This is a genomic window from Actinocorallia sp. B10E7, from assembly GCF_039871655.1.
GTDB lineage: Bacteria > Actinomycetota > Actinomycetes > Streptosporangiales > Streptosporangiaceae > Actinocorallia.
On sequence record NZ_JBDPLZ010000004.1, the window covers coordinates 463,348 to 488,758 of the forward strand.

The following is a 25,411-nucleotide window of genomic DNA, read 5'->3' on the forward strand; positions in this document are numbered from 1 at the left end:
GCATGGTCTCGGTCAGTGCTCGTGCGGTGTACGGCGCGCGGGAGTCCGCGGCCGGTGCGTGGTGCCGGAGCGGCGTTGTGCGAGCTGCCCGGTCGGGGTCGGGGTCGGGGTCGGGGTCGGGTGCGGTGAAGGCGTGGTCTCGGTCGGTGCTCGTGCGGTGTGCGGGAGTCGGCGGCCGGGTGCGGTCGGCGCGTGGTGTCGGAACAGGGCTGTGCGAGCTGCCCGGATCCGGCGCCGCGGGCAGAAGGCGGTGAAGGTCCGCGGGCCGGAACAGGGCTGTGAGCTGTCCGGACGGGATCGGGAGTGGTGTGGCGGCGGGTCCGGGGAGGGGTTCAGGGGCGGGTGGGGAGGAACGAGAGGACGGTGGCGACGGCGGGGGCGGCTCGGGCGAGGTCGAGGTCTTCGGGAGGGGCCGGGACGGGGGAGGCCAGGTTGCGGAGGCGGGTGGCGAGGGTGCGGCGTTCGGGCGGGGTGTGGGTGCTGAAGGTGCGGCGGAGGAGGGGGAGGACGGCGGTGAAGGTGTTGGAGGGCAGGGCGGTGAGCCAGGAGTCGACGAGGGCGAGCAGGGCGGTGTCGTGGATGAGGAGGAGGGCGCCGTCGGCGAGGAGGCCTTCGAGCCAGGCGGCGGTGCGGGCGGGCGGGGTTCCGGGGGAGACGGCGCGGGACATGCGGGCGGGCAGGTCGGTGAGCCGGCCCGCGTCGTGGAGCACGCGGGTGAGACGCCCTTCCAGCAGGCCGTGCAGGGAGGGGGTGTCCGCCAGGGCGGCCAGGGCGTCCAGCCAGCGGGCGGTGTGCGGCGGTTCGTCGAGGAGGGCGAGGGTCTCGTGGACGGTCTCGAGCCGCTGGAGCAGGGCGCGGGCCGCGTCGTCGTCCAAGGAGGCCGCGGCCCGGGGGAGACCCAGGCAGACGCGGACGACCAGTCCGTCGACGACGGTGCGCAGCGGGCCGGTCGGGGTGCCGCGGACGTCGCCGTAACGCAGCGCCCGGACGAGCGGGGGAAGCGCGGCGATGAGCCGGACGGCGTCGCCGTCGGCGGTGGCGCGGTCGGCGAGGGCGCGCATCACGGAGGGCAGCGCCTCGTCCAGGTCGGCGAGCAGGGCCCGTTCCGCCAGTTCGGTCAGTTCGGGGAGGTCCTCGGCTCGGTCGGCCTCGGCCTGGATCTTCGCGGTCGCGGCGTCGCGCACGGTGGTGCCCCAGACCCCCGCCTCGATCAGCCGGACGTCGAACTCAGGGTGCCAGACGCGGGTCCACGTCTCCTTGAACGTCCCCTGGGAGCGGCCGGCGCGGCCCGTGACGGGGGCGCCCCACGCGACGTCCAGGACGCGCAGGCGGTGCAGCAGCCTGCTGCGTTCCAGATCGACGGGTCTGCGCAGGTCGAGGGTGTCCTCCTGGGGTTCGGCGGACGGCTTCAGGCGCAGCCGCTTCTGCTGGGCGATCAGGTCCCTCTGGAGCGGCACCATCGGGGTGGAGTCCGGCACGGAGCCGAGCTCCTCGCCCACGACCATGCGGTGCCGGATCAGCTCGAGCGGCGGGTCGGCACCCTCGCACAGGACGGCGCGGGTCGCCTCGGTGACCTCGTCGAGTCCGGCCAGGGGCCGTCCGCGCAGTGCGGCGAGGGTCTCGGCCAGCCGCACCGCCTCGATCACGTGGGCCGACGAGACGGGCAGCCCCTCCTGGCGGAGCAGCCTCGCGCTCTCGGCCAGCCAGCGTTCGACGGGCCGGTCCCGCGCCTGGAACAGGTGCCGGTACCAGCCCGGCGACCGCACCCCCGCCCCGTAACCGGAGTCCTGGGCCAGCCGCCCGTGCGTCCACGGCACCCAGGTGGCCGCCACCTTGGCCTTGGGCAGCCCCTTCAACGTCGCCACGTCCCGTGAGACCGGGACCGCGGCTTTCAGCGCCGGCGCATGCCAGGCCCCGCACACCACTGCGATCCGCTCGAAACCTTCCCGGGCGGCCTTGCGGACCGCCTGCCGCATCCAGGCCTCGCGCTGCTCCTCCCGCTCGGAGGAGGCCCGCTCCATCCCCTCCCGCAGTACTCCCATCGCCTCGGCGACCGCTCCGAACACGTCCTCCCGTCCCCGGAGCTCGATGACGTCCTCCCACCACCGCTCCGCGTCCTCGTATCCCGCCGTCTCCGCCAGCACCCCCAGCGGGTCCCGCCGGGCCCTCTCCACCAGCCCGTCCGCCTCCGCGCCTCCCCCGGCCTCGGGTTCCCCGGGTGCGGGGGGCCGGGGGGCGGCGAGGGTGTGGGCGGCGGGGAGGTCGATGAACCGGACGGGAAGACGGCGGGCGTGGGCGTGCTGGAGGGCGGTCCATTCGGGGCTGAAGGAGGCGAAGGGCCAGAAGGCGGCTCGCTGGGGGAGGCCGAGGGTGTGGACGAGGAGCGCGACCGGCGGGGTCATGGTGGGGTCGGCGGACAGGGGGAGGAGGGGGTCGGCTTCGGGAGGTCCCTCGATCAGGACGATGCCGGGGCGGTAGGACTCCAGGGCACGGCGCAGGGCGCGGGCCGAACCCGGGCCGTGGTGGCGGATGCCGAAGACCTCGACGGTCAAGCGGACCTCCGGGTGTGAGCGGGCGGGAGAAGGGGACGGGGCGGGGCCGCGCGGGTCAGGGGGCCGTCTCGCGGCAGGCGCGGTAGAAGTCGCGCCAGCCGGGGCGGTCGCGGACGACGGTCTCCAGGTACTCCCGCCAGACGACGCGGTCGGAGACGGGGTCGGAGATGACGGCGCCCTGGAGGCCGGCGGCGATGTCGCCGGGGCGCAGGGCCCCGTCGCCGAAGTGGGCGGCCAGGGCCAGGCCGCTGGTGACGACGGAGATCGCCTCGGCGGTGCTCAGGGTGCCGCTGGGGGTCTTCAGCCGGGTGCGGCCGTCCTCGGTGAGGCCGGAGCGCAGCTCGCGGAAGACGGTGACGACCCGCTGGATCTCCGACAGGCCCGTGGCGGGGTCGGGGAGTTCCAGGGCCCGGCCCAGCTGGGCGACGCGGCGGGAGACGATCTCGACCTCCTCCTCCGCGGTGGCGGGGACGGGCAGGACGACGGTGTTGAAGCGGCGGCGCAGCGCGCTGGACAGCTCGTTGACGCCGCGGTCGCGGTCGTTGGCGGTGGCGATCACGGTGAAGCCCCTGCGGGCCTGGACCTCGGTGTCGAGTTCGGGGATCGGCAGGGTCTTCTCCGACAGGATCGTGATGAGGGCGTCCTGCACGTCGGAGGGGATGCGGGTGAGCTCCTCGACGCGCGCCACCGCGCCCAGCCGCATCGCCCGCATCAGCGGGCCGGGCACCAGAGCCCGCTCGGAGGGGCCTTCGGCGAGCAGCCGCGCGTAGTTCCAGCCGTAGCGGATCGCCTCTTCGGGAGTTCCGGCCGTGCCCTGAACGAGCAGGGTCGAGTCCCCGCTGACCGCCGCCGCCAGGTGCTCCGACACCCAGGTCTTGGCGGTGCCGGGGACGCCGAGCAGGAGCAGCGCGCGGTCCGTCGCCAGGGTCGCGACGGCGACCTCGATCAGTCGCCGCGGGCCGACGTATTTGGGCGTGATGACCGTCCCGTCGGGAAGCTCCCCGCCGAGCAGGTACGTCGTGACGGCCCACGGCGAGAGCTTCCAGCCAGGAGGGCGGGGCCGGTCGTCCAGCCCGGCCAGCAGGGCGAGTTCCCCCGCGTACTCCTGCTCGGCGTGCGGGCGCAGGACCTCGCGGTCGGCCTCGCGCGTGCCGTCGGTCATCGTTCGTCTCCTCGGGTCGTCTGCGGTGCGGTGGGGGAAGTCCGGTCAGGGGAGCGGCGCCAGCTCCTGGAGCATGTCGCGGCGGAACCCGAGGGTCTCGGCGAGTTCGAGCAGCGGCCATTTGCCGTGCCGGTCGGCCAGGGCGCCCAACCCGGGCGCGGCCTCGGGCGTGAGCCGCTCGTCGGCCAGCCGGCACAGCCGGGCGACGAACCGGGTGGACTCGGGATCCTCGAGGGAGGACTCCAGTACGGACAGGACGGCCTCGGCCATCGGCCCCGTCCACGGCGAGGGGAGCCGGGACAGCAGCCGCAGCAGATGCGCGTGGTCCGCGGCGGCGCGGATGAGCTCGGCCGCCGCGGCGTCCCGCTCGTCCTCGGGGAGCAGTTCCAGCAGTTCGGCCGGCGCTTCGGCCTCCTGAGCGACCGCCCCGGCGTCGAGGAGACAGCGCGCCCATCCGGCGGCGCCCTGCCGCAGCGCGGCCCGCGCCCAGCCCAGATGCACGTCGTGGGCGAAGCCGTCGGCGACGGGCAGCGCCACCACCTCGCCGTGGGTGAGGCCGAAGGCCTCGGTCCAGCTGTCGAGCGGGGTGCGGGCCAGGATCTCGCGCAGCCAGGCGGCGCGCACCCCGATCCGGGCCGCGGAGGGGGAGAAGGACCCCGGCGGGTGGAACGGGATGCCGTCGCGCGCCATCGCGTCGTCGTGCTCCTCGGGGAGCTCCACGACGAGCCGGTACCGTTCGCGGGCCCTGGCGCGCCTCTCCGGCCGCAGCAGCCGGTGGGCCCGTTCGGCCATGCGCAGGGCGTAGGCGGAGCGGGGCAGCCGGGCCAGGAGGTCGGCGGCGTGCTGCCGGACGTCCTTGCCCCGGTCGTCCAGGGACCGCTCGAGGAACTCCTCGTCGGCCTCGGACAGCCCGTGCTCGAAGGTGGCGAGGAACGCGGCCCGGTCGGGCGCGGCCTCCCGGGACCAGCTCGCCAGGAGCTTCTCCCGGGCCGCGGCCGGGTCGTCCAGGCGCAGCGCCGTCAGGTAGGCCACCCGCTGCGCCCGCGTCCCGCTCTCCCAGTCCGCGACGGCCTCGACGGAGGCCTCCGACTCGGTCAGCAGGTAGGCCCAGTCCGGGTTCTGCAGCGCCAGCCAGACCCCGCGCCGTCCCGCGGTCCGCGCGATGGAAGGCCGGATGCTCCGGTCTCCGCGTCCTTTGTCCAGCAGGTCCGGCAGGCTTCGCGCGGGCACCCTGTACCCGTGCGCCGCCGCCGCCGCGAGCCATTCCGGCAACAGCCGGGCCCGGTCTCCGCCGAGCAGCAGCTCCAGCCGCCTTCCCGCCGCGGACGGCACCACCGGCAGGGTCTCCGACGGCGCCGGAGCCACGGCCTCGGCCTTTCCCGGCCTGCGCCCGGCCCGCCGCCGCACCGCCAGCAGCCCGGCCTGGTCCAGCAGCCGGGCCGCCGCGTCCTCCTCGGCCAGCGGCACCTCCTCCAGCTTCGGCGCCTCCTTCCGCTGGGTCCCCAGCAGCGCCGCCGTCACATGCTCCTCCCACACGCTCACGCCGGCTCTCCTTGCGGCCCGACGCCGTCGCAGCCCCGGATCCCCGTCCGAACCGTGTCGCGCCGCCGCGGAGAACGAGGCGGGACCCCGAACCCGCCGGGGTGCGGGACGTCACCTGAGCCGGCGTCGCGGGGCTCGGGCGTCCGCCCGGAGACGGCGCCGGCCGAGGCGGAGTCCGCGTGGTCCCGGGCCCGCGCCCGGAGCACGTCGTGCCGCGGAGCGGAGCGGCGCACCGGGTCGGGGCCGGGGACGCCGGAGTGCGGGCGTGCGATGGCGGAGGGCTCGGGGGTGTGGAGGCCTACGTCGGTGAGGGCCGCCGGCCAGGGACGGGACAGGGGCGTGAAGGTGACGCGGGGAGCGGGAGCCGGGCGCGGGGGCGGGGTGGACGGGCGGGAGGGGGACGGGGTGCGGGGGGTCATGGGAAGGTCACCAAGCCTTCGGTGGGGTGCCAGGCGGACAGGGGGCGCAGACCGGAGGGGGTCCATTCGCCGGAGACGGTCAGGGGTGCGCCTCCGGAGACGGCCAGCAGGCGCCAGGGGTCGTGGGTGTCGAGGGGGAGGGCGTCGCCGGACGGGTCGACCAGGTGGAGGCCGCCGGAGCGGGCCGGCCGCACGGAGGAGAGGTCGGCGGGCCAGCGGTCCAGCCAGGGGTCGTGGGAGACGGCGGCGGCGTATTCGTCGAGGAGCTCCATGACGGTGGTGCCGGGAGGCTCGGCGGGCTCGGGCGGGGCGTGGCGTTCGGCGACGGCGGCCCGCAGGGGCGGGGCGTCGGGGTAGAAGGCCAGGGAGGCGTCCACGGCGGTGCCGGGGCGCAGGTCGGGAGGGTCCAGCGGGCGGGAGGGGACGCCGTAGGCCAGGAGCAGGGCCGGACGGCGGCCGGACAGGCCGCGCAGCCAGGTGCGGCGGGTCTGGAGGCCGTCTTGTTCGGACTCGTGGACGCCTGAGACGTACCAGGCGTCGCGGACGCGGGGGGCGGCCAGCACCTCCTCGCGGGAGGTGGTGAAGCCGACGCGGGTGCGGACCGTGGCGCGCAGCCCGGCCGGAAGGGAGTCCTGGCGCTGGTAGGCGCGGACCAGCAGGTGCAGCAGGCCGTACTCCTCCAGCAGGCGGGACGGCCAGTGCTCGCCGCGGCGGGGGACGGCGGCCAGGGGCCTCACCCGGTCGGCGAGGGCCTTGGCCTGGGCGTCGACCAGGCGCCGCGAGGCCTCGTCCCACAGGGAGCGCGGGGCGCGTTCGGCGCTCGCCAGGCCGTGGGCGACCTGGTCGCGCAGCCACCGGCCGAACTCCGCGACCCCGGCGTCGACGAGCCGTGCGCGCCGTTCCGCCGTGCGCGCACGGGCCTCACGCTGCTTCTCCGGGGGCGAGTCCGCGGAATCCGCCGAGCCCTCCCGCCAGGCCGAGGCCCATGGCGCCGCGGGGGCCTCGGGTACCTCGCCGTCGCTCCACAGCGGCAGGGCCGGGGCGTGCTCTCTGCTCTCTCTGGGGATGCCCGCTCGTTCGCTCACATAATCGAATGTAGTGATGCCCCCCGACAAAATCCGGCCCCCGCTATCCTGGCCCGCTGGGGGTGGGCGATGGGCGCGGGGCACGGGCACGGACACGGGTTGGGGCACGTCGGAGGGCATGTCCCGCGGACCCGGGCCGACCACCGGCGCCTGGGCGCGGCCCTGGCGCTGATCGTCGTCTTCATGGCGGCGGAGGTGGCGGCGGGTCTGGCCGCCGGTTCGCTGGCGCTGCTCACCGACGCCGCGCACATGCTCACCGACGCCGCCGCGATCGCCTTGGCCCTGCTGGCGATGCGGATCGCGGCGGTCCCGCCGAAGGGCGGCTACACCTACGGGCTCAAACGCGCCGAGATCCTGTCGGCCCAGCTCAACGGCCTCACCCTGGTGGTGCTCGCCCTCTCCTTCGGCTACGAGGGCGTCCGCCGGTTCCTGTCTCCGCAGGAGGTCGAGGGCTGCCTGGTCCTGGGCACCGCGCTGGCGGGTGTCGTGGTGAATCTGGCCGCGACCTGGCTGATGAGCCGCGCCGACCGCTCCAGCCTCAACGTCGAGGGCGCCTACCAGCACGTCCTGAACGACCTGCTCGCCTTCGCCGCCACCGCCGTCGCGGGCGGCGTCGTGCTGCTCACGGGCTGGAACCGGGCCGACGCGGTGGCGTCGCTGGTCGTCGCGGTCCTCATGGTGAAGGCGGGCTGCGGCCTGGTCCGGGACGCGGGCCGGGTGCTCATGGAGGCGGCGCCGGCCGGCATGGACCCCGCCGAGATCGGCGGGACGATGGCCGAACTGCCACGTGTCCTGGAAGTGCACGATCTGCACGTCTGGGAGGTGACGTCGGGTCACCCGGCCCTGTCGGCGCACGTCCTGGTCGAACCGGACGGCGACTGCCACGCCGTGTGCCGCGACCTGCGGCGGATGCTCCGCGAACGCTACGAGATCACCCACGCCACCCTCGAGGTCGAGCATCTGGACGAGGACGGCCTTCACTGCGAAGAGGCCCACGGCCCGCGGCACGTCCCGCGCCGGGTCCTCGTCCCCCGGCAGGGCTCCGGCCGTCACTGACCGGACGTCACCGGCCTCTTCGGCCGCCCGCGCGCCAGCGCCAGCAGCAGCAGCCCGATCACCAGGAGCGGGGAGAGGACCTGCAGGACGACGGTCTCGGTGCGCGGCGGCACCTGGCCCAGCGTCGCCACCCACACCGACACGCGGACGATCCGCACCACGATGATCGTCCAGACGCCGGAGGCGAAACCCCGCCAGGCGGCCGCGGCCCCGAAGAGCGTGATGACCGCCAGCGAGGTGTAGACGAGGGACAGCACGAGCGCCCACTGCTGACGGAGCTCGGTGACGGCGCCGCTGGAGAGCACCGACAGGGAGGCCATGTCGAGCAGCGACACCAGGAGCACCAGCGCCAGCCCCAGGAAAAGGGGGACGGTCCGGCGCAGCGTCCCCCGTTTCGTGCCCTCGCCGGTGGGCCGGCCGAAGTCCTCAGTGCGGTCCATGTCGGTGACGGGGGTCCCGAAGGGCACCGGCTCGATTCGGGTGGACGGGTCGTCGACCGAGGTGACGTCGTCCTCCCCGCCCATGGAGGTCCCCGGCAGCGTGATCTCCGGACGCTCGCCCAGCAGCCGCCACAGCAGCTCGTCCGCCGTGGGCCGTGCCGCCGGGTCTTTGGACAGGCAGGCCAGGACGAGAGGGACCAGCTCCTCGGGCAGCCCGCTCACGTCCGGTTCCCCGCTGCGCATCCGGTTGAGCATCGCGTAGACGTCCCCGGTGCCGAACGGGGTGCGTCCGGTCGCGGCGAACACCATGGTCGAGCCCCAGGCGAACAGGTCGCAGGGCGGCCCCACCACGTACTCCGTGAACTGCTCCGGCGCCATGTAGGCGGGTGTGCCGACGAGCTGTCCCGTCATGGTGTGCTCGACGCCGTCGAGGGCCTTGGCGATCCCGAAGTCGATGACGCGCGGCCCGTCGGATCCCATGAGCACGTTCGGCGGCTTGAAGTCGCGGTGGACGACCCCCGCCTGGTGGATCGCGGTCAGCGCGGTGGCCGTGCCGACGGCGAGCCGCATCAGCGCTCCGTCAGACCGGGGCCCCTCCTCGCGCACGAGCTGCTGGAGGGAGGGCCCGGGCACGTACTCGCTGACGATGTAGGGCCGGTCGCCGTCGAGGTCGGCGGCGTGGACCCGGGCGGTGCAGAACCCGGCGATCCTCTCGATGGTCGTCAGTTCCCGGACGAACCTGGCCCGGGCTATCGGGTCGTGGCTGAGCCTGGCGTGCAGCAGCTTCACCGCGACCCGCCCTTGAGGGCCCTCGCCCAGGAACACGGTGCCCTGGCCGCCTTCGCCGAGTCTGCCGAGCAGCGGGTAGTCGCCGAGCCGGTCGGGATCTCCTGGTTCCAGCGGAAGCACGCGGCCCTTCCCCCTCATCGAAAATCTCTCGGGAATTGTGCACTTTTCTTTTCCATGAGACATCAAAGTGGAGAGGAGTACCAATCCCGGACGGGGGCTCATGATGAGCACGAAGACACCGGCGGCGATCACCGCGCTTTTCCTCGTACTGATGTCCGTGACGGCCTGCGGGGAGGCCGCCACGACCATCACCCGGCTCGCGGTCGGCGATCCCGGCCCCGATCCCTACACCCTGGCGGCCAACGCCGACGACGACGCCGAGGTCGCCCGCAGGGCCGCGGCGGGCGGGGAGGTGAAGGGCGACGCCCCCGGCCTCTACGGCGGCACCCGCAAGGCCTCGTCCTGCGACAAGACCGCGCTGGTGGAGTTCCTGCAGGCCAACGCGGACAAGGCGGGGGCCTGGGCGGGGGTCCTGGGCATCGCTCCCGGGGAGATCCCCGGTTTCGTGGGGGCCCTGACGCCCGCGGTGCTGCGCGTCGACACCCTGGTCACCAACCACGGTTACCGGGACGGGACGGCGACCGCGGTCCCCGCCGTGTTGCAGGCGGGGATCGCGGTGCTGGTCGACCGGAAGGGCATGCCGGTGGTGAAATGCAACTGCGGTAATCCCCTGACAGCTCCCGATGAGGAAATCGATCCGGCGGAAAGTGATTTCCGCGGGGCTTCGTGGCCACAATTCAATGGCGATAAGGTCACGGTGATCGAAACCCCCGAGCAGGAGGTGGAGGCCCTGACCCTGGTCGACTCCGCCTCGAAGACGGCCTTCGAGCGTCCGGTGGGAACGGGGGGAGACGACGACGGCGCGCCCGAGCCGATCCCGCCCGCCGCCCGCTCCGAGGCTCCGGTGTCCACAAGCGGTCAGCCCACCGGCGGCCCCTCGGTGGACGGGCCCGGCGGCCCGGACGGACCGGACGGGCCCGGCCGGGACGAGACTCCCGGCGCGCCCGCCGAGACGGGCGCTCCGACGGCCCCCGCGGAGTCCGCGGAGCCCACGGAGTCCGGGAACGGCATCACGGAGGAACCGGCCTCCGCCCCCGTGACGGCCGAGCCGGAGAAGAAGGAGAGCCCGGCCGTCCCGGTGGAGGAGAACTCCGGGAGCGCCCCCGCCGGGTCGGGGCGGACCGAGCCGGCGGAGGTGGCCCCCCAGCCCGTCGAGACCGAGCCGACGCGGACGGAGGAGCGGGCGTCCAAGGAGCCCGAACCCGGTCCGGGCCCCGAGGCCACCGGCGGGTGACGTTCAGGAGGAGGGTGTGTACCAGCCGAAGTAGGACGTCTCGACGGTCTCGGCGGGGATCATCAGCTTCCCGCCGAGCACCAGCGAGACCAGGGCGACCAGCCCGAACGCGAACACCCACACCAGGCCCGGCACGCCGGTGAGCTGGGCCAGCTGGTCGGCGTCGGAGCTCGGCGCCTGGTGTCGGGCGCGCAGCCGCTGCAGTTCGACCACCGGCCGCGCGCCCGCCAGCAGCAGGAAGGAGGCGCCGAAGTAGGCGAAGGCGGCCTGGACGTCGGTCGGCGCGAACCAGGAGACGGCGAAGACGATTCCGCCCGTGGTCAGCACCGAGACCACGCCGAAGACGTTGCGGATCATCACCAGCATCCCGGCCAGCAGGGCCAGCGAGAACCACAACATGAGGGTGATGCGCCCGACCTCCAGCAGCCAGGCGAACAGCAGTCCCAGCAGCGGGGGCGCGACGTATCCGGCGAGCGCGGTGAGCACCATGCCGGCCCCGTCGGGCCTGCCCCGGGAGACGGTGACGCCCGAGGTGTCGGAGTGCAGCCGGATGCCGTCGAGCTTGCGGCCGGTGAGCAGCGCCACCAGGGCGTGCCCTCCCTCGTGCGCGATCGTCACGACGTTGCGCGACACCCGCCAGGCCGGCCCGTAGGCCACCAGGAAGAGGGCGAGCACGGCGGCCGCCGCCACGATCCACAGATCAGGGTCGGCCTGCGCCTCCCACAGATCACTGAACTCCGTCATGTTTCGCATTCCGCCCTTCACGTGCGCTCAGGTTATGACGCGCCGAGCCGTCCGCGCGTTCAGATCCGGGCGGGACCACGGAAGACCTGCCGGGTGTGCCAGTCGACATTGCGGACATCAGGCCGGGCGAACCCCGTCTGCGGCGGGCTGACGGCCTTGCCGTTCAGCTCGGTCACCATCCGCCGGGAGGCCTCGGTGGTGCCGACGAAGTGCCGTGAGACCAGGATCTTCCCGGACGGGACGACTCCCAGCACGCCCTTGTCGAACAACCGGTGGTGCAGCGTGCACAGGCACAGGCAGTTGGTCAGGTCGTCCTGCCCGTCGAAGGCCCACCAGCGCAGCCGCGCCACCTCCAGGCCGATCACGCTGTTGCCGATCCACCCCTCGTAGCCGCAGAAGGCGCAGCGGCAGTCGTAGGCCACCAGGATCTTCTGCCGGATCGTAGGGTCCCGTTCGGCCCGGGGCAGGTGGTCCTTCAGATAGGGGGCGATCGCCGCGGTCTGTGCGAGCTCGGGCATGAGCCCGGCCGCCGAGCACAGGTCGGGGTGGAGGCCGGGCTCGAAGTTGGTGTCCAGCAGGACCCGGACGATCTGCGCCATCAGCGCAGGGTCGGTCAGCATCTCCTTGGCGAACTCCGGCATCAGCCTGCCGTGCACGTCGCCGGCGACCAGCAGTTCGCGGTCGGCTCCGGGGCTGGGCCTGCCGCCCGCCGCCGCGACCTCCCACAGGCCGTCCGCGGCCAGATGGTGGAAGGGGTAGGCGGGGCCCGCCAGTTTCGGCGGCCCGAACTCGGCGAAGAGCAGTTCCAGTGCCGGTTCCGCCTCACGGAAGCGGATCGGCTTGAAACCGGTCCGCTGCAGTTGCCCGATCGCGTAGAGAAGCAGGAGCGCCTTGTGGGGATCCCGTTCTCCGCCTCGGGTCCAGCGCCGCAACCTCGTGACGCGCTCCAGCCACTCCATTGCCGAATCGTAAAACTTTTCACGGCTATTGTCCCGGTCCATCAGGTTACAAGTGCACACTTCCTTAACTGATGCGAGATCAGTAGTCGGGGCCGCTGTCGGAGCAACCGGCCGCGGCGGGAAGCGCCCCTGCGATCAGGTAGTCGTCCACGGCCCGGTTCACACAGGCGCCTCGTCCGTAGACGCCGTGTCCCTCCGCCTCATTGGTGAGAAGGGCGGCGCCGGGGAAACGCTTGGTGACGGCCTCGGCCCAGGCCAGCGGGGTGCGCGGGTCGCGGGTGTTGTTGAGGAGCAGCACTGGCCCGGCGTCGCGCGGTTCGACCGCCTCCTGGGGGATCGACGCGGGTTTCCAGTACGAGCACGCGATGGTGCTGTTGACGTCGGCGAAGATCGGCGATCTCCCCGCCATCCGGGCGATCTGCCGGTCGGTGGCCCGCTCGCGGCGGATCTCCTCGGGGGTCTCCAGGCAGGTGACGGCCATCCACGCCGGGATGCTGGAGTCATAAAGCCCCCTCGGGGAACGTCCCCGGGCGGCGTCGGCCAGCCGCCGGAACAGCCGCCCCTCGCCTCGCGCCGCCTCGGCGAAGGCCTGCCGTCCGGTGCTCCACAACCGGGGTTCCATCGCCAGCAGGACGGACGCCGTGTGAATGTCGGTGTCGCTCACCTTCCGGCCGTCCGGACTGCGAAGACGCCGCTCGTCGGTCCTTCCCAGCAGTTTCCAGACGTTGGCACGGGCCTCCTTGAGGTCGGATCCGAGCGTGCAGCCGTGCCGGACGCAGCTGCCGAGGAACCGGTCGAACTCCTCGTCCAGGGCGAGCAATTGCCTTTCCTGCACCTCGCCGGCCCAGTACTTCGAGTCGACCACCGAGTCCAGCACCATCCGCCGGATCCTTCCGGGGAAGAGCCCGGCGTAGACCTGGCCGAGCTGTGTCCCGTAGGAGGCCCCGTAGTAGTTCAGCCGCTGTTCGCCCAGCACCGCGCGCAGGATGTCCAGGTCACGGGCCACGTTCCGGGTGCCCATGTGCGGCAGGAGCCAGCCGGACTTGTCCTGGCACTCCTCGGCGTAGCGGCGTGACATCGTCCGGAGCCTCTGCCGTTCCGCTCCGTTGTCGGGGGTGGAGTCGGTGGCGTGGTACCGGTCGAGCTGGTCGTCGTCCAGACAGCGGATGCCGTTGCTCTCGCCCACTCCGCGCGGGTCGAAGCCGACGATGTCGTAGCGCTCCCGGACCCGGGAGGTGAAGACGCCGCGTGCGGAGTAGGCGAATTCCACCCCGGACGCCCCGGGCCCGCCGGGATTGACCAGCAGAGAGCCGAGCCGGGAGCCGGTGGCCTTCAGCCGGGTCACCGCGATCCGCAGCGTCCTGGCCTCCGGGTCCAGGTAGTCCAGCGGTACTTCGACGTCGGCGCACCGGAACGCCTTGTGCCCCTTGCAGGCCCGCCACCCGGGCTTCTGCTCGTAGAAGCGTTCCAACGCGGCGGTGTCGACGGTCGGAGTCGGTTCGGGCAGGGCGGGCGCGGGCCTGCTCTGGCAGGCGGCGGCTCCGAGCAGGACGAGGGGCATCACCAGGGCCGGGAGCGAGCGGCTCGACCGAGACCCGACCGCCACGACGTGCACTGCCACTGTGGACCTCCCAGGAGTCGGGGCCCATTCTCAGACAAAAGACGCTCAATGCAAATCGCGGGTTTACCGGGCGCCACCCAGAACATCCCGGTTATCGGTAATTTCAAACTATCGCTAAGGTGATATAGCGCCTCGGCACTGTGATCTGTTAGGAGCTCTCTGACAGACCTCCTTTCGGGTGACATGTCATCCGTTCGGGTGATGACATAAGTCCAAAAGGTGTCTTTCGCCAAAGTCGGACAGTCTCCAAGCTGGGCCTTTGTCGGAGTCCGGGCGATGACCACGCCTGGGCGGTTTCCGGAAGGACCCCCCGAAATGATCAAGAAGGCAGTGATCCGCCTGCAGTTGGGCTACTACGCGCTCCGGGAGGCGAGGCCCGGAGACCTGCGGGACCGGGGCGCCACGGCGGTCGAGTACGCGCTCATCGTCTCCCTCATCGCCGTCGCGATCGTCGCCCTCGTCGCGACGCTGGGCGAGACCATCGCGGGCATCTTCACGAACACCAACAACCAGATCGTGAACAACCAGCCGGGCGGCGGTGGAAACCCCCCTCCGCCGGCCGGCTGACCGCACCCATGCCATCGGACCGGACGAGTGACCGCCGGGGCGACCGGGGTGCCACGGCGGTCGAGTACGCGCTGCTGTGCGCGCTGCTGGTCGTCGCCGCCGTCGGCGCGGCGAGGGCGCTGGGCGACGGCCTGGACGGGCTGGTCGACCGGCAGGCCGGCCAGGTGAGCGCGGAGGCGACACCCCCGTGACCGCGCCGGAGCACACCGGGCCGCTCCGAGGAGGCGAAGCGCGTCCCGCCGAGCGCGAGGCCGGAGCCGCCGCGGTGGAGTTCGCACTGGTGCTTCCGATGCTGCTGGTGGTCGTGTTCGGCATGATCGACACCGGTCTCTGGCTCAACCAGAAGATCACCGCGACGAACGCGGCCCGCCAGGGCCTGCGCGCCTACCTGCTGACCGAGGGAGGCCCGGCGGCCAAGGCCGAGGCCGGGCGCGGCGTCATCGGCCGGCTGGTGGGCCGGGACCTGCCGCCGGGCGCCGTCCGGTTCACCCCGTGCGCCCCCGCGGGCGAGAGCGGGCTGCGCACCGCGTCGGTGAGCTTCGCCTACGAGTCCGAGGCCGCCATCGGCTTCATCCCCGGCCTGGACACCCTGGAAATCGGAGGACGAGCGGAAGCGCCATGCGAGGACTGATGACCCGGCTGCGCGGGGATCGCGGTTCGATGACCCCGCTGGTGGCCGTCCTGCTCACCGGCGGGATCCTGCTCGGCTCGGCGGCGGTCGTCGTAGACGTCGGCCGGATCTACACCGAGCGGGAGGAACTGCAGAGCAGCGCCGACGCCGCCGCGCTCGCCGCCGTCACCGCCTGCGCCCAGCAGGAGGGCACCCGGCCATGCACGCCCGAGACGCTGCTGGATGCGGCCAGGCCGATCGCCGAGCGCAACGCGTCCGACGGCGCGGTCGACCTCCTGCCGATGTGCGGGAGGCAGCGCGGAGCCGCGCTGCTGGAGCGGTGCCGCCCCGCCCCGGAGAACCTCTCCGGCTGCGTGGGAGAGCGTCCAGAGGAGGGCGACTACCTCGAGATCCAGGCCAGCACCCGCCAGAAAGACAGCTCCCGGCTGCTGCCCGCGACCTTCGCCAAAGCCCTGGCCGGCGAGCCGGAGGGCACCACGGTCGCCGCCTGCGCCCGGGTCACCTGGGGCGCGGCGCTGAGCGTGCCGGAGGCGTTCAAGGTGATGGTCTCCGAATGCGCCTGGAAGGCGCTGACCGGCAACGGAGCCAGGGTCGCCGCCAAACCCACGCGGTTCCCCTGGGACCCGCCGGATGACGAGATCGTGCTCCGCAGCCGAATCGACGGCTGCGGCGACGGGAACATGGGCGTCCTCATCGGCCCCCAGGTGGTCACCTGCGTCGACGAGGTGGAGACGGGCCGCGACTACGTCGGCTTCGACCTGGACAATCTGCTGGGCGTCCTGGGCGCGGGCGGCGTCTCCGCGCTCTGCCGGTTCCTGGCCTCCCTGCAGGACCTCGTCACCTACCTGGAGCGGTTCCTCTTCGGCCTCGACCCCGAACTCCGCATCGTCTACCTTCCCGTCTACGACGAGTCGGACCCGTTCCTGCTGTTCGAGCGCTACCACGTGGTGGGTCTCGCGCCCTTCGTCATCACCGGCGTGAACTTCGGCCTCTACCGGTATCCGCCCCTGGAGGCGGGCCCCCCGCCCTGCACCCCCAATCCCTGCGTGGCCGGCCATTTCGTCAAGGACACGATCAAGGGTCCTTTCGGCGGGCAGGGCGGCTACGGCCTGAGCAGCCTCAAGCTGGCGGGCTGACGAACGAATGAAGGTCGCATGAACCGTCGGCTCATCTCCGTCATCGTCGCGCTGGTGCTGGCGGGCGCCGGGACCCTGGCCGTGCTGGCCTACGTGCGCGCGGCCGACGACCGGGCCGCCGAGCGCAGCAGTCCGGTGAGCGTGCTCGTCGCCGCCCGCGCCATCCCCGCCGGTACCGAGGTGGCGAAGCTGGAGAGCGGAGGCTACCTGCGGTTGCGCAACTACCCCGCGGGGGCGGTCCCCGACGACGCGCTCTCCCGGCTGACCGGGGACGACCTGCGGCTGGTCGTCAACACCGCGGTCGGCGAGGGCGCGCTGATCACACGGTCGCTGATGGAGGAGAAGGACGCCAGCCAGGCCTTCGCCATCCCCGAGGGCAGGATCGCGCTCACCGTGGAGATGGACGAGCCGCAGCGGGTCGCCGGCTACGCCAAGCCCGGCAGCAAGGTGGTCGTCTTCATCGCGCTGCAGCAGGTGAAGGCCCGCGGTTCGGGACGGTCCCGTACCGAGGTCGCCGAGCAGCGGGTGCGCATCCTCATGTCCGACGTGCCCGTCCTGGCGGTCGGCCCGGCCAGCACGGACGGCACCGAGCAGGACCCCCGGGGGAACCGGGCGCTGATCACCCTCGGCGTGACCCAGGAGCAGGCGGAACGGCTCATCCTCGGCGCCACCCAGGGCACGGGGGAGGGCGAGGGGAACGCGCTCTACATGGGTCTGCAGACCGATTCCTCGGAGCTCGACGTGAAGAGCCCGGGCATCAGCAACTTCACCATCGTCAAGTGAAACGGGGGAGGCATGCCGGTCATCTGTGAACCCGACGAGGCCGTCGCGCGGCGGCTGGCCGCCGGCTTCCGGGAGCACGGGCGCGTCGTCCGCACCCTGCGGGCCGTGGACGAGCGGCTGGCCGCGGACCCGGAGGAACTGGTCGTGGTCATAGGCCCGCACGTCGAACTGCCCGGTGCGATCGCCTTCGCCGCGGCCCGCCGCTCCGACCGCCCCGAGGTCGGGGTGGTGCTGGTCCGGGAGAAGGTCGACGTGGGCCTCATGGCCGAGGCGATGCGGGCGGGCGTCCGCGAGGTGGTGCCCGACCGCGACTTCCAGGCGCTGATGGACGCCTGCCGCCGCTGCTGGGAGGTCTCCCGGGGCATCCAGAGGGCGGGCCGCCCCGAGGCGCCGCCGTCGCCGGGCCGAGACGGCAGGATCGTCGTGGTGTTCGCGGCCAAGGGCGGCTGCGGCAAGACGGTCCTGGCCACCAACCTGGGCGTCGCGCTGGCCGGACGGGACGGCCTCCAGGTGTGCCTGGTCGACCTGGACCTGGCCTTCGGCGATGTGGCGATCATGCTGAGGCTGAGCCCGCAGCGCACGATCGTGCACGCCGTCCCGATGGCGGGGCGGATGGACGAGACCGGGGTGCAGTCGATGCTGGTCCGGCACGAGTCGGGGCTGGCGACGGTGCTGGCGCCGGTCTCACCGGGGGAGTCCGAACAGATCTCCGGGCCGCTGGTGACCGAACTGCTCGGCATGCTCAAACGCAGCTTCGACGTGGTCATCGTCGACACCCCGTCCCAGCTCAGCGAGCATGTGCTGGCCGCGATGGACGTCGCCGACCGGCACCTGCTGCCGGTCACCCCCGAGGTGACCGCGCTCAAGGGCCTGCGGGTCACCCTGGACATGCTGGACCTGCTGGGCTACCCGCCCGCGGCCCGTTCTTTCCTGCTGAACCGCGCCGACATCAAGGCCGGTCTCCCCGTCACCGACATCGAGAAGGTCATCGGAGCCCGCGCCACCGTCCACCTGCCGCACAGCCAGGACGTCCCCGCCTCGGTCAACCGCGGCGTCCCCCTGGTCAGGCAGGACCCGGGGCACTCCTTCAGCCAGGCCGTCGCCCGGGTGGCGCTGGCCGTCACCGAGGGGAACGAGGCAGTGCGGGATCCCGGCGGGCGCAAACTCTTCCGGCGCTCCAGGACGGTCCGCTGATGAGTTCGCTGAGCGAGCGGCTGGCCCGGCTCAACGCCACGATCAAGGAGACCGCCGACCCGGCGGAGCCCCGGCCCTCCGCCGCGCTGGCCGTCTCCCCGCAGGGGCGGACGGGCAGCAGGTCGGGCCGCCCCGTCGACCCGTTCGCCGGCCTGAAACGCCGGGTGCACCAGTCCCTGGTGGAGGCGCTCGGGCCCAAGCTGTACGACGCCAACCTCAGCCCGGGCGAGCTGGAGCAGCGGGTCCGCACCACGCTGCAGCAGGTCATCGAGCAGGAGCAGACCCCGCTCACCCTGCTGGACCGGGGCAGGGTGCAGCAGGAGGTGCTCGACGAGATCCTCGGCCTCGGCCCGCTGGAGCCCTACCTCAACGACCCCGAGGTCTCGGAGATCATGGTCAACGGGCCGGGCCAGATCTACGTGGAGCGCGGCGGAAAGATCCATCTGGCCGAGGGCGCGTTCGCCGGGGAGGGCAGCCTGCGCCGGGTGATCGAGAAGATCGTCTCCCGGGTGGGGCGGCGCATCGACGAGTCCAGCCCGATGGTGGACGCCAGGCTCCCGGACGGAAGCCGGGTCAACGCGGTGGTCCCGCCGGTCGCCATCGACGGCTCCCTGCTGACGATCCGCAAGTTCGCCACCGATCCGCTGACCGTCCACGACCTCGTCGGCTTCGGCACGCTGACCCCGCAGGTCGCCGAACTGCTCGCGGCGTGCGTGCGGGCCCGGCTCAACATCGTCATCAGCGGGGGGACGGGTTCGGGGAAGACGACGACGCTGAACGTGCTGTCGTCGTTCATCCCCTCCGACGAGCGCATCGTGACGATCGAGGACGCCGCCGAGCTCCAGCTCCGCCAGGAGCACGTGCTGCGGATGGAGGCCAGGCCCGCCAACGTCGAGGGCCGAGGCGAGGTGACCATCCGCGACCTGGTGCGCAACTGCCTGCGGATGCGGCCCGACCGCATCGTCATCGGCGAGGTCCGCGACGGCGCCGCGCTCGACATGCTTCAGGCGATGAACACCGGCCACGACGGCTCGCTGGCCACCGTCCACGCCAACGCCCCTCGCGACGTGCTCTCCAGGCTGGAGACGATGGTGCTGATGTCGGGCATGGAGCTGCCGGTGCGCGCCGTGCGGGAGCAGATGGCCTCGGCGGTCGACCTCATCGTCCACCAGTCCCGGCTGAAGGACGGCACCCGCCGTGTCACCCACGTCACCGAGGTGTCCGGGATGGAGGGCGAGATCATCACTCTGCAGGACCTGTTCCTGTTCGACATGCGCGCCGGGGTCGACCAGTCCGGCCGGTTCCTGGGCACGCTGCGCTCCACCGGGCTGCGGCCCCGCTTCCTGAGCAAGCTGGGCGACCTGGGCATCGCCCTGCCCCACGAGATCTTCGGCTACGAGCAGGCGCCGTGGTGAGCTGCGGGCGCGTGCTGTGCGCGGTGGCCCTCGCGGTGCTCCTGGCATGCCCGACGTCCGAGGCGTCGGCGGTGTCGGTGCCGACGCCCGCGCCGTCGGGAACCGAATCCGCCGGAAGCGTGATCGGACCGGGTCTCGGCGCGCTGCTCGGCCTGTGCTTCGTGGCGATCCTGGCCACGGTCCACCTCATCGGCGACGCGTTCTTCGGCCCGCGTTCGGACGTCCCGCACCGGATCGAGGAGTACCGTCCGGGCACGAAGCCGGCCCGTGGACGGGGAGAGCGCGGCTTCGGGGAGCTTCTCGGCGGTCTGCTGGAGTTCAGCCGGAGGCTGGTGCAGGCCACCGGACGAGGCGACAGGATCGCCGACCAGCTGGCCAAGGCCGGCTGGACGCTCGCCCCCCACGAGTGGGGGCTGCTGCGGGGCGTCGCGTGCCTGCTGGCGGTCGTCGGCCTGTGGCTGTTCACCGGCGGCCTCGTGGTCTCCCTGATCCTGGGCGTGGCCCTGCCCCTGGGCGTCGCGCGGGTGGCGCTGTCGAGCGCGCGTGACCGGCGGGTCCAGGCTTTCGCCGACCAGCTCCCCGACGCGCTGGCGATGATCGCGGGCAGTCTGCGCTCGGGTTTCACCGTGTCGCAGTCGCTGGAGCGCCTCGGCGCCCAGGAGGTGCGGCCGCTGGGCGTCGAGATGGGCCGCGCCCTGGCCCAGACGAGGATCGGGGTCTCCGTCGAGGACGCGCTCGACCAGGTGGCCGACCGCATGGACTGCCCCGACCTGCGCTGGGTGGTGATGACCATCCGGATTCAGCGGGAGGTCGGCGGCAACCTCGCCGACGTCATCGAGACCACGATGGAGACGATGCGCGAGCGCACCAGGCTGCGCCGCCACATCCGGGCGCTGTCGGCCGAGGGGAGGCTGTCGGCGCAGGTGCTCCTCGCGCTGCCGGTCCTGCTCTTCACCGGATTGATGATCTTCAGGCCAGACTATCTGCGGCCCATGTTCGACTCGCCCCTGGGGGTGCTGATGCTGGTGTCCGGAGCCCTTTTGATGGCCGTCGGCTGGTTCTGGATCAGCCGCATGGTCAGGATCGAGGCCTGAGATGGGCGCCTGGCTGCTCTACGGCGGGCTGGCCGGGGTGTTCCTCGGCGTCCTGCTGCTGGTCCTCACCCTGGTCTGGGGCGGACGGGACGGGCGGGAGGGCGCGGCGGGCGCCGTCCGCTCCATCGAGCGCGACTACGCCGGGCGCGGTCGCTCCCCGTTCGAGGGCCGTGCCGAATCCGCGCTCATGCGGAGGTTCCGCGGCCTGGCGCTGCGGTTGTCCCCGGCGGGCGTGGTCGGCGCGATGCAGGAGCGGCTGGACCGGGCGGGCAACCCCGGGGGCTGGACGCCCGAGCGCCTGCTGTCGTTCAAGGGTTGCGGTCTGGTGGCCGGAGGGGTGGTCGGCCTGCTGTTCATGCTCCGCGCGCCGGGCTACGGCCCGCTGCTGGTGCCGGCCTTCGGCGCGGCCGGCTTCTTCCTGCCCGACCTGCTGCTCTACAACGAGGGCCTCAAACGGCAGGAGAACATCGGCCGCACCCTGCCGGACATCCTCGACCTGCTGGTGGTCAGCGTGGAGAGCGGGCTCGGCTTCGACGCCGCGCTGGCGCGGGTGGGCCAGAACACCCGGGGTCCGCTGGCCGCCGAGCTGGTCCGGGTCATGCAGGAGGTGCAGATCGGCAAGTCCCGCGAGGAGGCGTTGCGGGCGATGTCGCACCGTTCGTCGGTGCCGGAGTTGCGGACGTTCGTCGGGGCGCTGGTGCAGGCGTCGGACCTGGGCATCCCGATCGGCAAGGTGCTGCGCGAGCAGGCGGGCGAGATGCGGGTGAAACGCCGGCAGAAGGCCGAGGAACGGGCGCAGAAATTGGCGGTGAAGATCACCATTCCGGTGATTTTCTGCCTATTTCCGGCGATCTTCCTGGTGCTCTTGGGTCCTGGAATTATCTCCTATTTGTCCGGTTCTGGATTCCGCTGAGCCGGGGTCGCGAGAGGATCACAGCTCGGTCACCAGCCGGGAACGTAGGGGCCGTAGCAGATATTTCGCTGTTTAATCTTGAAATGTTCGTTACGAGAGGTGATCGAAGGGGTCAGATGGGATTCCGGCTGGCAGTGATCGACGGTCACACGCTCTGCCGTCACGGGCTGGCCGGGGTGGTGCGGCACCACCCCGACCTGGAGATCGTCGGCGAGGCGTCCTCCCTGGCCGAAGGGCGGGCCCAGGTGGAGTTGCACCGGCCGGACACCGTGGTGCTCGCCGCGGCGCTGCCCGACGGGGACGGGCTCGGCCTGTGCCGGGAGATCCGGGAGCGCCACCCCGACACGGGAGTGGTGGTGATGGCCTCCTCCGACGACGACGCCCCGCTGTTCCGCGCGATGGACGCCGGGGCCAGCGCCCATGTCTCCCACTCGGCCGAACTGCCCGAGCTGCTGGCCGCGATCCGGCACGCCGCCGTCGCCCCCGGTTCCTTCACCGCCCGCGGCCTGGCCCGGGCGCTGACCCGGCGCGGTGAGCGCGAGCGGCTGCTCAGCCCCCGCGAGCTGCAGACCCTGCAGCTGATGGCCCAGGGCCTGTCCATCGCCGAGATCGGCCGCCGGATGCACCTGAGCCACTCGACCGCCAAGACCTACACGGCCCGGATCTACGACAAGCTCGGCGCCTCCAACCGGGCCCAGGCGCTGATGGCCGCGCTGCGCCTGGGCCTGGTGGAGGAACCGGTTCAGACGGGCGCGGCGCGCCGTCCCGCGGCGAAGGCCGCCAGGTAGAGGAGCGCGGCCACCAGCAGCAGGAAGTGGTAGCCGGTGGCCAGGCCCAGGTACTCCAGGCATCCGCCGAGCATGGCGCCCAGCAGGTTGGCTCCGAACGCGGTGGTCGCGTCCGCGGTGCCCTCGAATCTGCGGGCGAAGATGATGTTCGCCGTGAAGACGGGCAGGAAGGCGATGGCCACCGCGGCCACCGCGCGCAGCGGGACGGGAAGGGCGAGCAGCCACGGCTGCGGCACCAGCCAGGCCAGCGCCAAGCCCGCGAACAGCAGCCCGAACAGGACCGGCGGCGCGGGGGTGCGGAACCGGCGGGTCACCTCCACCGCGGCCAGCACCGCGACGAGGACCCCGGCGAACACCACCGCGTTGACCACCCAGGTGGTGCCGAACAGCAGCGCGAAACCGGTGATGCTCTTGGTCTCCAGCAGCATGAAGGCGGCGCCGAGCAGCACCAGGTCGCCGTAGGGGCGCATCTGGCGCAGCGGGCCGCCGAACATCCTGACCACCAGCAGCGACGCGGCGAGGATCATCCCGAGCACGGCCAGGTGCAACCCGGGGATCCGGGCCTCGCGAAGGTAGAGGAACGGGCGGTCGTCGGTGGCGGGCGCGACGGACGACCGGTCCTGCCAGCGCGCCTCGCAGGTCTGCCCTGCCTCGGACAACCCGACCGTCATCACCGCGAGCTGGCCGGCCTGCGACGGCACGTCCAGGCAGGGGGAGTGGCCGAAGACGGAGGCGGCGGTGCCCGCGAGCCGGTCCACCAGCCAGCGTTCCCGGTAGAAGTTGTACATGGCGAACGCGCCGCCCTCCCGCAGGTGCTCGCGCGCCGACTCGAACGCCTCCCTGGTGAACAGGTAGGACTCCAGCCGCAGCGCGCCCTGCCCCGGAACGAGGGTCAGCGAGTCGGGGAGGGCGAAGAGGATGAGGTCGTACTCGCGCGACGTTGAGGACAGGAACGCCCGGCCGTCGTCGACGTGGACGTGGACGCGCGGGTCGGAATAGGGATGGTCGGGGTTGCGCTCGTCGCCCAGTTCCTTGAGGCGGGGGTCGATCTCGACGGCGTCCACCCGGGTCGCGCCCTTGGCGAGCGCGATGGCCACGTCGGTGCCGGTGCCCGCGCCGACGATCAGCACGTCGCGGTGCGGGTTGGCGGGCGTCCGGGTGTAGGGGTAGCCGTAGAACGGCGACTCGGCCAGCCGGTACCCGGCGTCCCAGACGCTCTGGTGCGGCACCCCGTTGGAGGTGATGTGGGTGCCCTGGTGGCCGTACCAGGCGGCGGCCCGCCAGGTGAGCTTGCTGTAGGGGGACCACAGCGTCTGCGGCACCGACGACTCCGCGGCCAGCATCGCCACCAGCGCGAGCGCCGGGACCACCACCAGCATCCGGCGTAGCCACCCGCGGGGGGCCAGCAGCGCCGGGTAGACGACCGCGACGATCACTCCCCACACCACCGGCGGCGCGTACAGGAAGGACAGCGCGGTGAAGACCCCTATGCCCAGCAGGCTGCCGACGAGGTCCCAGCGGTAGGCGTCCAGCCGGGCGAGGTCGGCGAAGCACTCGGCGACCAGCTGCGCCGGCCCCATGAGGACGGCCGCGACGGCCAGGAAGATGACGGGCAGGACCGCCCAGGCGGGCGGGCCCTCCAGCGCGACGGCGGTGAAGTAGATGACGTCGCTGCCGGACCGGTTGATCGTCACCGGGAAGCTCAGCACGAACCACACCAGGGCGGTCAGCGCGAACAGCGACGCGTACGGGCGTCCGGGAGAGCGGCCCGCCCGCAGGAAACCCACCCCGATCCCGAGAAAAGAACCGAGAAGCACAAAATTGCTGAAATAAGCGAGATGAACGACGTTTGAGCCGGTCCACCGGATCAGCGCGAGCTCCAGGAAGAGCATCAGCGCGCTGCCGGCGACCAGCCGGACCCGCACCCGGGCAGGGGAGGGCCGAACCGGTGATTCCGGGGGTGGTTCCTCAAGGCGGATCATGGCGTTCTCCGGGGCCGAGGGACGGGGCCGAACCTATCGGGACAGGATCTTTCACCATGAACCGCCGGAGCGACAGGTAAACGAAATCCCAATTCGGCACACTCCCGCCGGGGGTGTTCCTAGCCTGACCGTCGATTTGGCAGATCTCAGAGAGGTCCCCACACCATGACGGACAGCGCAGCCCAGAAACGCCACAGGGAACTGGTACGGCTCTCGTATCTGATCCTGCCCGGCGGGGACTCCCAGGAGGCACGGCTGGCCCTGGCACGGCGGATCGTCGAGCGCAACCTCCCGCGAAACCCCCTCGGCCCCCAGGCCCACGCGGAGGCGAGGGTCAAGGTGTTCCGCCAGTCGATGCGGCCGCCGCGGCGGCTGCGGCCGCCGGTGCCGCGCCTGCGCGCGGGCAGCCCGCCGGGGAACGCGGCGCTGGCGGCCCTGACGCCCGAGGAGCGGGTGGCCTACGTCCTGAGCCGGGTGGCCGGCCTGCGCCGACACGTGGTGCGCGAGATCCTCGCCGACCTCGGCGTCCCCGGCAGCAGGGAACTGCTCGAGCGGGTCGACTCCATGGAGGACCTGCGCGTGGTCGCTCCGGCCGCCGCCGCCCGGGTGCGGGTGCGCCGGACCTCCCGGCTGCCGGTCCTCGCCGCCTGCCTGGCCACCTGCGCCCTGGCCACCGTGGCGATCGTGCAGGAGCGCGACGTCCCCGCGGCGGCCGTCCGCACCGCGGAGCCGTCGTCTGCGGCGTCGTCTGCGGCGGTTCCGCTCTCGCCGCCTCCCGAGCCGCGCGAGGTGCGCTACTGGAAGGGCAGGCTGCCCGGCGGCGCCGGCCCCGGCGAGTTGCTGTGCCGCCACACCCCGCTCCCCGGAGGCGGCTTCGAGCGGCAGGGGATGCTGGTGTGGCGCGGCGAGAGCCACCAGGCCCGCGACTGCTCCGACGGCCGGACCGGCCTGTGGTGGCGCTCGCCCGCCGGGCGCTGGTTCTACCTGGCGGCCTCCGAGCCGGGGACGGAGCTGTCGGTCGACGACGGGCGGCGCAGAGGCTCGCTGTGGACGGTGCGCGGGCCCCGCGGCGGCAAGGTCCCGGGCCGGGAGATCTCCCTGTTGAAGGGCTGAGCCCGCGCCCCCGGGCGGTGTCAGTCTCCACTTACGAGACGTGGCACACTGTCCTCGTCATCTGCTAGTCAA

Annotated in this window: 23 protein-coding genes; 13 read left to right on the plus strand and 10 right to left on the minus strand. The window is 72.7% G+C overall.

The window, feature by feature from the left end; genetic code table 11:
- Positions 1–332: 332 nt before the first annotated feature.
- Genes ABGB12_RS16050 through ABGB12_RS16070 form a run of 5 tightly spaced genes read right to left on the minus strand, consistent with a single transcriptional unit; the run spans position 333 to position 6,760 of the window.
- A complete protein-coding gene (locus tag ABGB12_RS16050) occupies positions 333–2,552 on the minus strand; it encodes a DUF5682 family protein (protein WP_347678560.1) in 2,220 nt (739 codons plus the stop codon).
- Between the two features lie 55 nt (positions 2,553–2,607).
- On the minus strand, positions 2,608–3,714 hold the full coding sequence (locus tag ABGB12_RS16055; protein ID WP_347678562.1) for an AAA family ATPase: 1,107 nt from the start codon (positions 3,712–3,714) through the stop codon (positions 2,608–2,610).
- 45 nt (positions 3,715–3,759) lie between these two features.
- A complete protein-coding gene (locus ABGB12_RS16060) occupies positions 3,760–5,256 on the minus strand; it encodes a DUF5691 domain-containing protein (RefSeq protein WP_347678564.1) in 1,497 nt (498 codons plus the stop codon).
- Positions 5,253–5,675, minus strand: a complete 423-nt coding sequence (locus ABGB12_RS16065; RefSeq protein WP_347678566.1) for a hypothetical protein — start codon at positions 5,673–5,675, stop codon at positions 5,253–5,255. The genes ABGB12_RS16060 and ABGB12_RS16065 overlap by 4 nt, the downstream gene beginning before the upstream one ends.
- Positions 5,672–6,760 carry an SWIM zinc finger family protein gene (locus tag ABGB12_RS16070; protein ID WP_347678568.1) on the minus strand — a complete coding sequence of 363 codons (1,089 nt, stop codon included), beginning with the start codon at positions 6,758–6,760 and terminating at the stop codon, positions 5,672–5,674. The genes ABGB12_RS16065 and ABGB12_RS16070 overlap by 4 nt, the downstream gene beginning before the upstream one ends.
- Positions 6,761–6,859: 99 nt before the next feature.
- Here ABGB12_RS16070 and ABGB12_RS16075 point away from each other — a divergent pair, with 99 nt between their 5' ends.
- Positions 6,860–7,816 (plus strand): cation diffusion facilitator family transporter, encoded by a 957-nt coding sequence (locus ABGB12_RS16075; protein ID WP_347678570.1) that lies wholly within the window; start codon positions 6,860–6,862, stop codon positions 7,814–7,816.
- Here ABGB12_RS16075 and ABGB12_RS16080 read toward each other — a convergent pair.
- Positions 7,810–9,165 (minus strand): serine/threonine-protein kinase, encoded by a 1,356-nt coding sequence (locus ABGB12_RS16080; protein WP_347678572.1) that lies wholly within the window; start codon positions 9,163–9,165, stop codon positions 7,810–7,812. The genes ABGB12_RS16075 and ABGB12_RS16080 overlap by 7 nt on opposite strands.
- Before the next feature lie 103 nt (positions 9,166–9,268).
- On the opposite strand from ABGB12_RS16080, the gene ABGB12_RS16085 reads away from it, so the two are divergent.
- On the plus strand, positions 9,269–10,399 hold the full coding sequence (locus ABGB12_RS16085) for a DUF6777 domain-containing protein (RefSeq protein ID WP_347678574.1): 1,131 nt from the start codon (positions 9,269–9,271) through the stop codon (positions 10,397–10,399).
- Between the two features lie 3 nt (positions 10,400–10,402).
- Here ABGB12_RS16085 and ABGB12_RS16090 read toward each other — a convergent pair whose 3' ends face one another.
- The 3 genes from ABGB12_RS16090 to ABGB12_RS16100 form a co-directional block, all read right to left on the minus strand.
- Complete coding sequence (locus ABGB12_RS16090; protein WP_347678576.1) at positions 10,403–11,143, minus strand: M50 family metallopeptidase; 741 nt, start codon at positions 11,141–11,143, stop codon at positions 10,403–10,405.
- Between the two features lie 59 nt (positions 11,144–11,202).
- Complete coding sequence (locus tag ABGB12_RS16095) at positions 11,203–12,102, minus strand: phosphorothioated DNA-binding restriction endonuclease (RefSeq protein ID WP_347678578.1); 900 nt, start codon at positions 12,100–12,102, stop codon at positions 11,203–11,205.
- A gap of 79 nt (positions 12,103–12,181) precedes the next feature.
- A complete protein-coding gene (locus tag ABGB12_RS16100) occupies positions 12,182–13,723 on the minus strand; it encodes an alpha/beta hydrolase (protein ID WP_347678580.1) in 1,542 nt (513 codons plus the stop codon).
- Positions 13,724–14,038: 315 nt separating this feature from the next.
- Here ABGB12_RS16100 and ABGB12_RS16105 point away from each other — a divergent pair, with 315 nt between their 5' ends.
- The 10 genes from ABGB12_RS16105 to ABGB12_RS16150 all read left to right on the plus strand — a co-directional run bounded on the left by ABGB12_RS16105 (position 14,039) and on the right by ABGB12_RS16150 (position 22,244).
- Positions 14,039–14,290: a Flp family type IVb pilin gene (locus ABGB12_RS16105; protein WP_347678582.1), complete on the plus strand. Its 252-nt coding sequence runs from the start codon at positions 14,039–14,041 to the stop codon at positions 14,288–14,290.
- A gap of 8 nt (positions 14,291–14,298) precedes the next feature.
- Entirely contained in the window at positions 14,299–14,481 is a 183-nt protein-coding gene (locus ABGB12_RS16110) for a hypothetical protein (protein ID WP_347678584.1), read from the plus strand.
- Positions 14,478–14,921, plus strand: a complete 444-nt coding sequence (locus ABGB12_RS16115) for a TadE family protein (protein WP_347678586.1) — start codon at positions 14,478–14,480, stop codon at positions 14,919–14,921. The genes ABGB12_RS16110 and ABGB12_RS16115 overlap by 4 nt, the downstream gene beginning before the upstream one ends.
- On the plus strand, positions 14,909–16,057 hold the full coding sequence (locus ABGB12_RS16120; protein ID WP_347678588.1) for a pilus assembly protein TadG-related protein: 1,149 nt from the start codon (positions 14,909–14,911) through the stop codon (positions 16,055–16,057). The genes ABGB12_RS16115 and ABGB12_RS16120 overlap by 13 nt, the downstream gene beginning before the upstream one ends.
- Before the next feature lie 18 nt (positions 16,058–16,075).
- Positions 16,076–16,840 carry a Flp pilus assembly protein CpaB gene (cpaB, locus tag ABGB12_RS16125; protein WP_347678590.1) on the plus strand — a complete coding sequence of 255 codons (765 nt, stop codon included), beginning with the start codon at positions 16,076–16,078 and terminating at the stop codon, positions 16,838–16,840.
- A 12-nt stretch (positions 16,841–16,852) separates the two neighbouring features.
- Positions 16,853–18,034 carry an AAA family ATPase gene (locus tag ABGB12_RS16130; protein ID WP_347678592.1) on the plus strand — a complete coding sequence of 394 codons (1,182 nt, stop codon included), beginning with the start codon at positions 16,853–16,855 and terminating at the stop codon, positions 18,032–18,034.
- On the plus strand, positions 18,034–19,449 hold the full coding sequence (locus tag ABGB12_RS16135) for a CpaF family protein (protein WP_347678594.1): 1,416 nt from the start codon (positions 18,034–18,036) through the stop codon (positions 19,447–19,449). Before ABGB12_RS16130 ends, ABGB12_RS16135 begins: the two co-directional genes overlap by 1 nt.
- On the plus strand, positions 19,446–20,543 hold the full coding sequence (locus tag ABGB12_RS16140; protein WP_347678596.1) for a type II secretion system F family protein: 1,098 nt from the start codon (positions 19,446–19,448) through the stop codon (positions 20,541–20,543). Before ABGB12_RS16135 ends, ABGB12_RS16140 begins: the two co-directional genes overlap by 4 nt.
- Position 20,544: 1 nt before the next feature.
- A complete protein-coding gene (locus ABGB12_RS16145) occupies positions 20,545–21,456 on the plus strand; it encodes a type II secretion system F family protein (RefSeq protein WP_347678598.1) in 912 nt (303 codons plus the stop codon).
- A 116-nt stretch (positions 21,457–21,572) separates the two neighbouring features.
- Positions 21,573–22,244, plus strand: coding sequence for a response regulator transcription factor (locus ABGB12_RS16150; protein WP_347678600.1), 672 nt, complete (start codon positions 21,573–21,575; stop codon positions 22,242–22,244).
- On the opposite strand, the gene ABGB12_RS16155 is transcribed toward ABGB12_RS16150, so the two are convergent.
- Positions 22,199–24,169, minus strand: coding sequence for a spermidine synthase (locus tag ABGB12_RS16155; protein ID WP_347678602.1), 1,971 nt, complete (start codon positions 24,167–24,169; stop codon positions 22,199–22,201). The two genes, ABGB12_RS16150 and ABGB12_RS16155, sit on opposite strands and share 46 nt — an antisense overlap.
- Before the next feature lie 222 nt (positions 24,170–24,391).
- Between ABGB12_RS16155 and ABGB12_RS16160 the strand changes: the two genes are divergently transcribed.
- Positions 24,392–25,339 (plus strand): hypothetical protein, encoded by a 948-nt coding sequence (locus tag ABGB12_RS16160; RefSeq protein WP_347678604.1) that lies wholly within the window; start codon positions 24,392–24,394, stop codon positions 25,337–25,339.
- The last annotated feature ends 72 nt before the right edge of the window (positions 25,340–25,411 follow it).

Excerpts from the sequence above, each read along its gene's own strand:
- ABGB12_RS16150 (WP_347678600.1), top strand. The coding sequence starts at position 21,573 with ATGGGATTCCGGCTGGCAGTGATCGACGGTCACACGCTCTGCCGTCAC.
- ABGB12_RS16130 (WP_347678592.1), top strand. The coding sequence starts at position 16,853 with ATGCCGGTCATCTGTGAACCCGACGAGGCCGTCGCGCGGCGGCTGGCC.
- ABGB12_RS16110 (WP_347678584.1), top strand. The coding sequence starts at position 14,299 with ATGCCATCGGACCGGACGAGTGACCGCCGGGGCGACCGGGGTGCCACG.
- ABGB12_RS16055 (WP_347678562.1), bottom strand. The coding sequence starts at position 3,714 with ATGACCGACGGCACGCGCGAGGCCGACCGCGAGGTCCTGCGCCCGCAC.
- ABGB12_RS16065 (WP_347678566.1), bottom strand. The coding sequence starts at position 5,675 with ATGACCCCCCGCACCCCGTCCCCCTCCCGCCCGTCCACCCCGCCCCCG.
- ABGB12_RS16135 (WP_347678594.1), top strand. The coding sequence starts at position 18,034 with ATGAGTTCGCTGAGCGAGCGGCTGGCCCGGCTCAACGCCACGATCAAG.
- ABGB12_RS16160 (WP_347678604.1), top strand. The coding sequence starts at position 24,392 with ATGACGGACAGCGCAGCCCAGAAACGCCACAGGGAACTGGTACGGCTC.
- ABGB12_RS16105 (WP_347678582.1), top strand. The coding sequence starts at position 14,039 with ATGATCAAGAAGGCAGTGATCCGCCTGCAGTTGGGCTACTACGCGCTC.
- ABGB12_RS16145 (WP_347678598.1), top strand. The coding sequence starts at position 20,545 with ATGGGCGCCTGGCTGCTCTACGGCGGGCTGGCCGGGGTGTTCCTCGGC.
- ABGB12_RS16095 (WP_347678578.1), bottom strand. The coding sequence starts at position 12,102 with ATGGAGTGGCTGGAGCGCGTCACGAGGTTGCGGCGCTGGACCCGAGGC.
- cpaB (WP_347678590.1), top strand. The coding sequence starts at position 16,076 with ATGAACCGTCGGCTCATCTCCGTCATCGTCGCGCTGGTGCTGGCGGGC.
- ABGB12_RS16090 (WP_347678576.1), bottom strand. The coding sequence starts at position 11,143 with ATGACGGAGTTCAGTGATCTGTGGGAGGCGCAGGCCGACCCTGATCTG.
- ABGB12_RS16085 (WP_347678574.1), top strand. The coding sequence starts at position 9,269 with ATGAGCACGAAGACACCGGCGGCGATCACCGCGCTTTTCCTCGTACTG.
- ABGB12_RS16120 (WP_347678588.1), top strand. The coding sequence starts at position 14,909 with ATGCGAGGACTGATGACCCGGCTGCGCGGGGATCGCGGTTCGATGACC.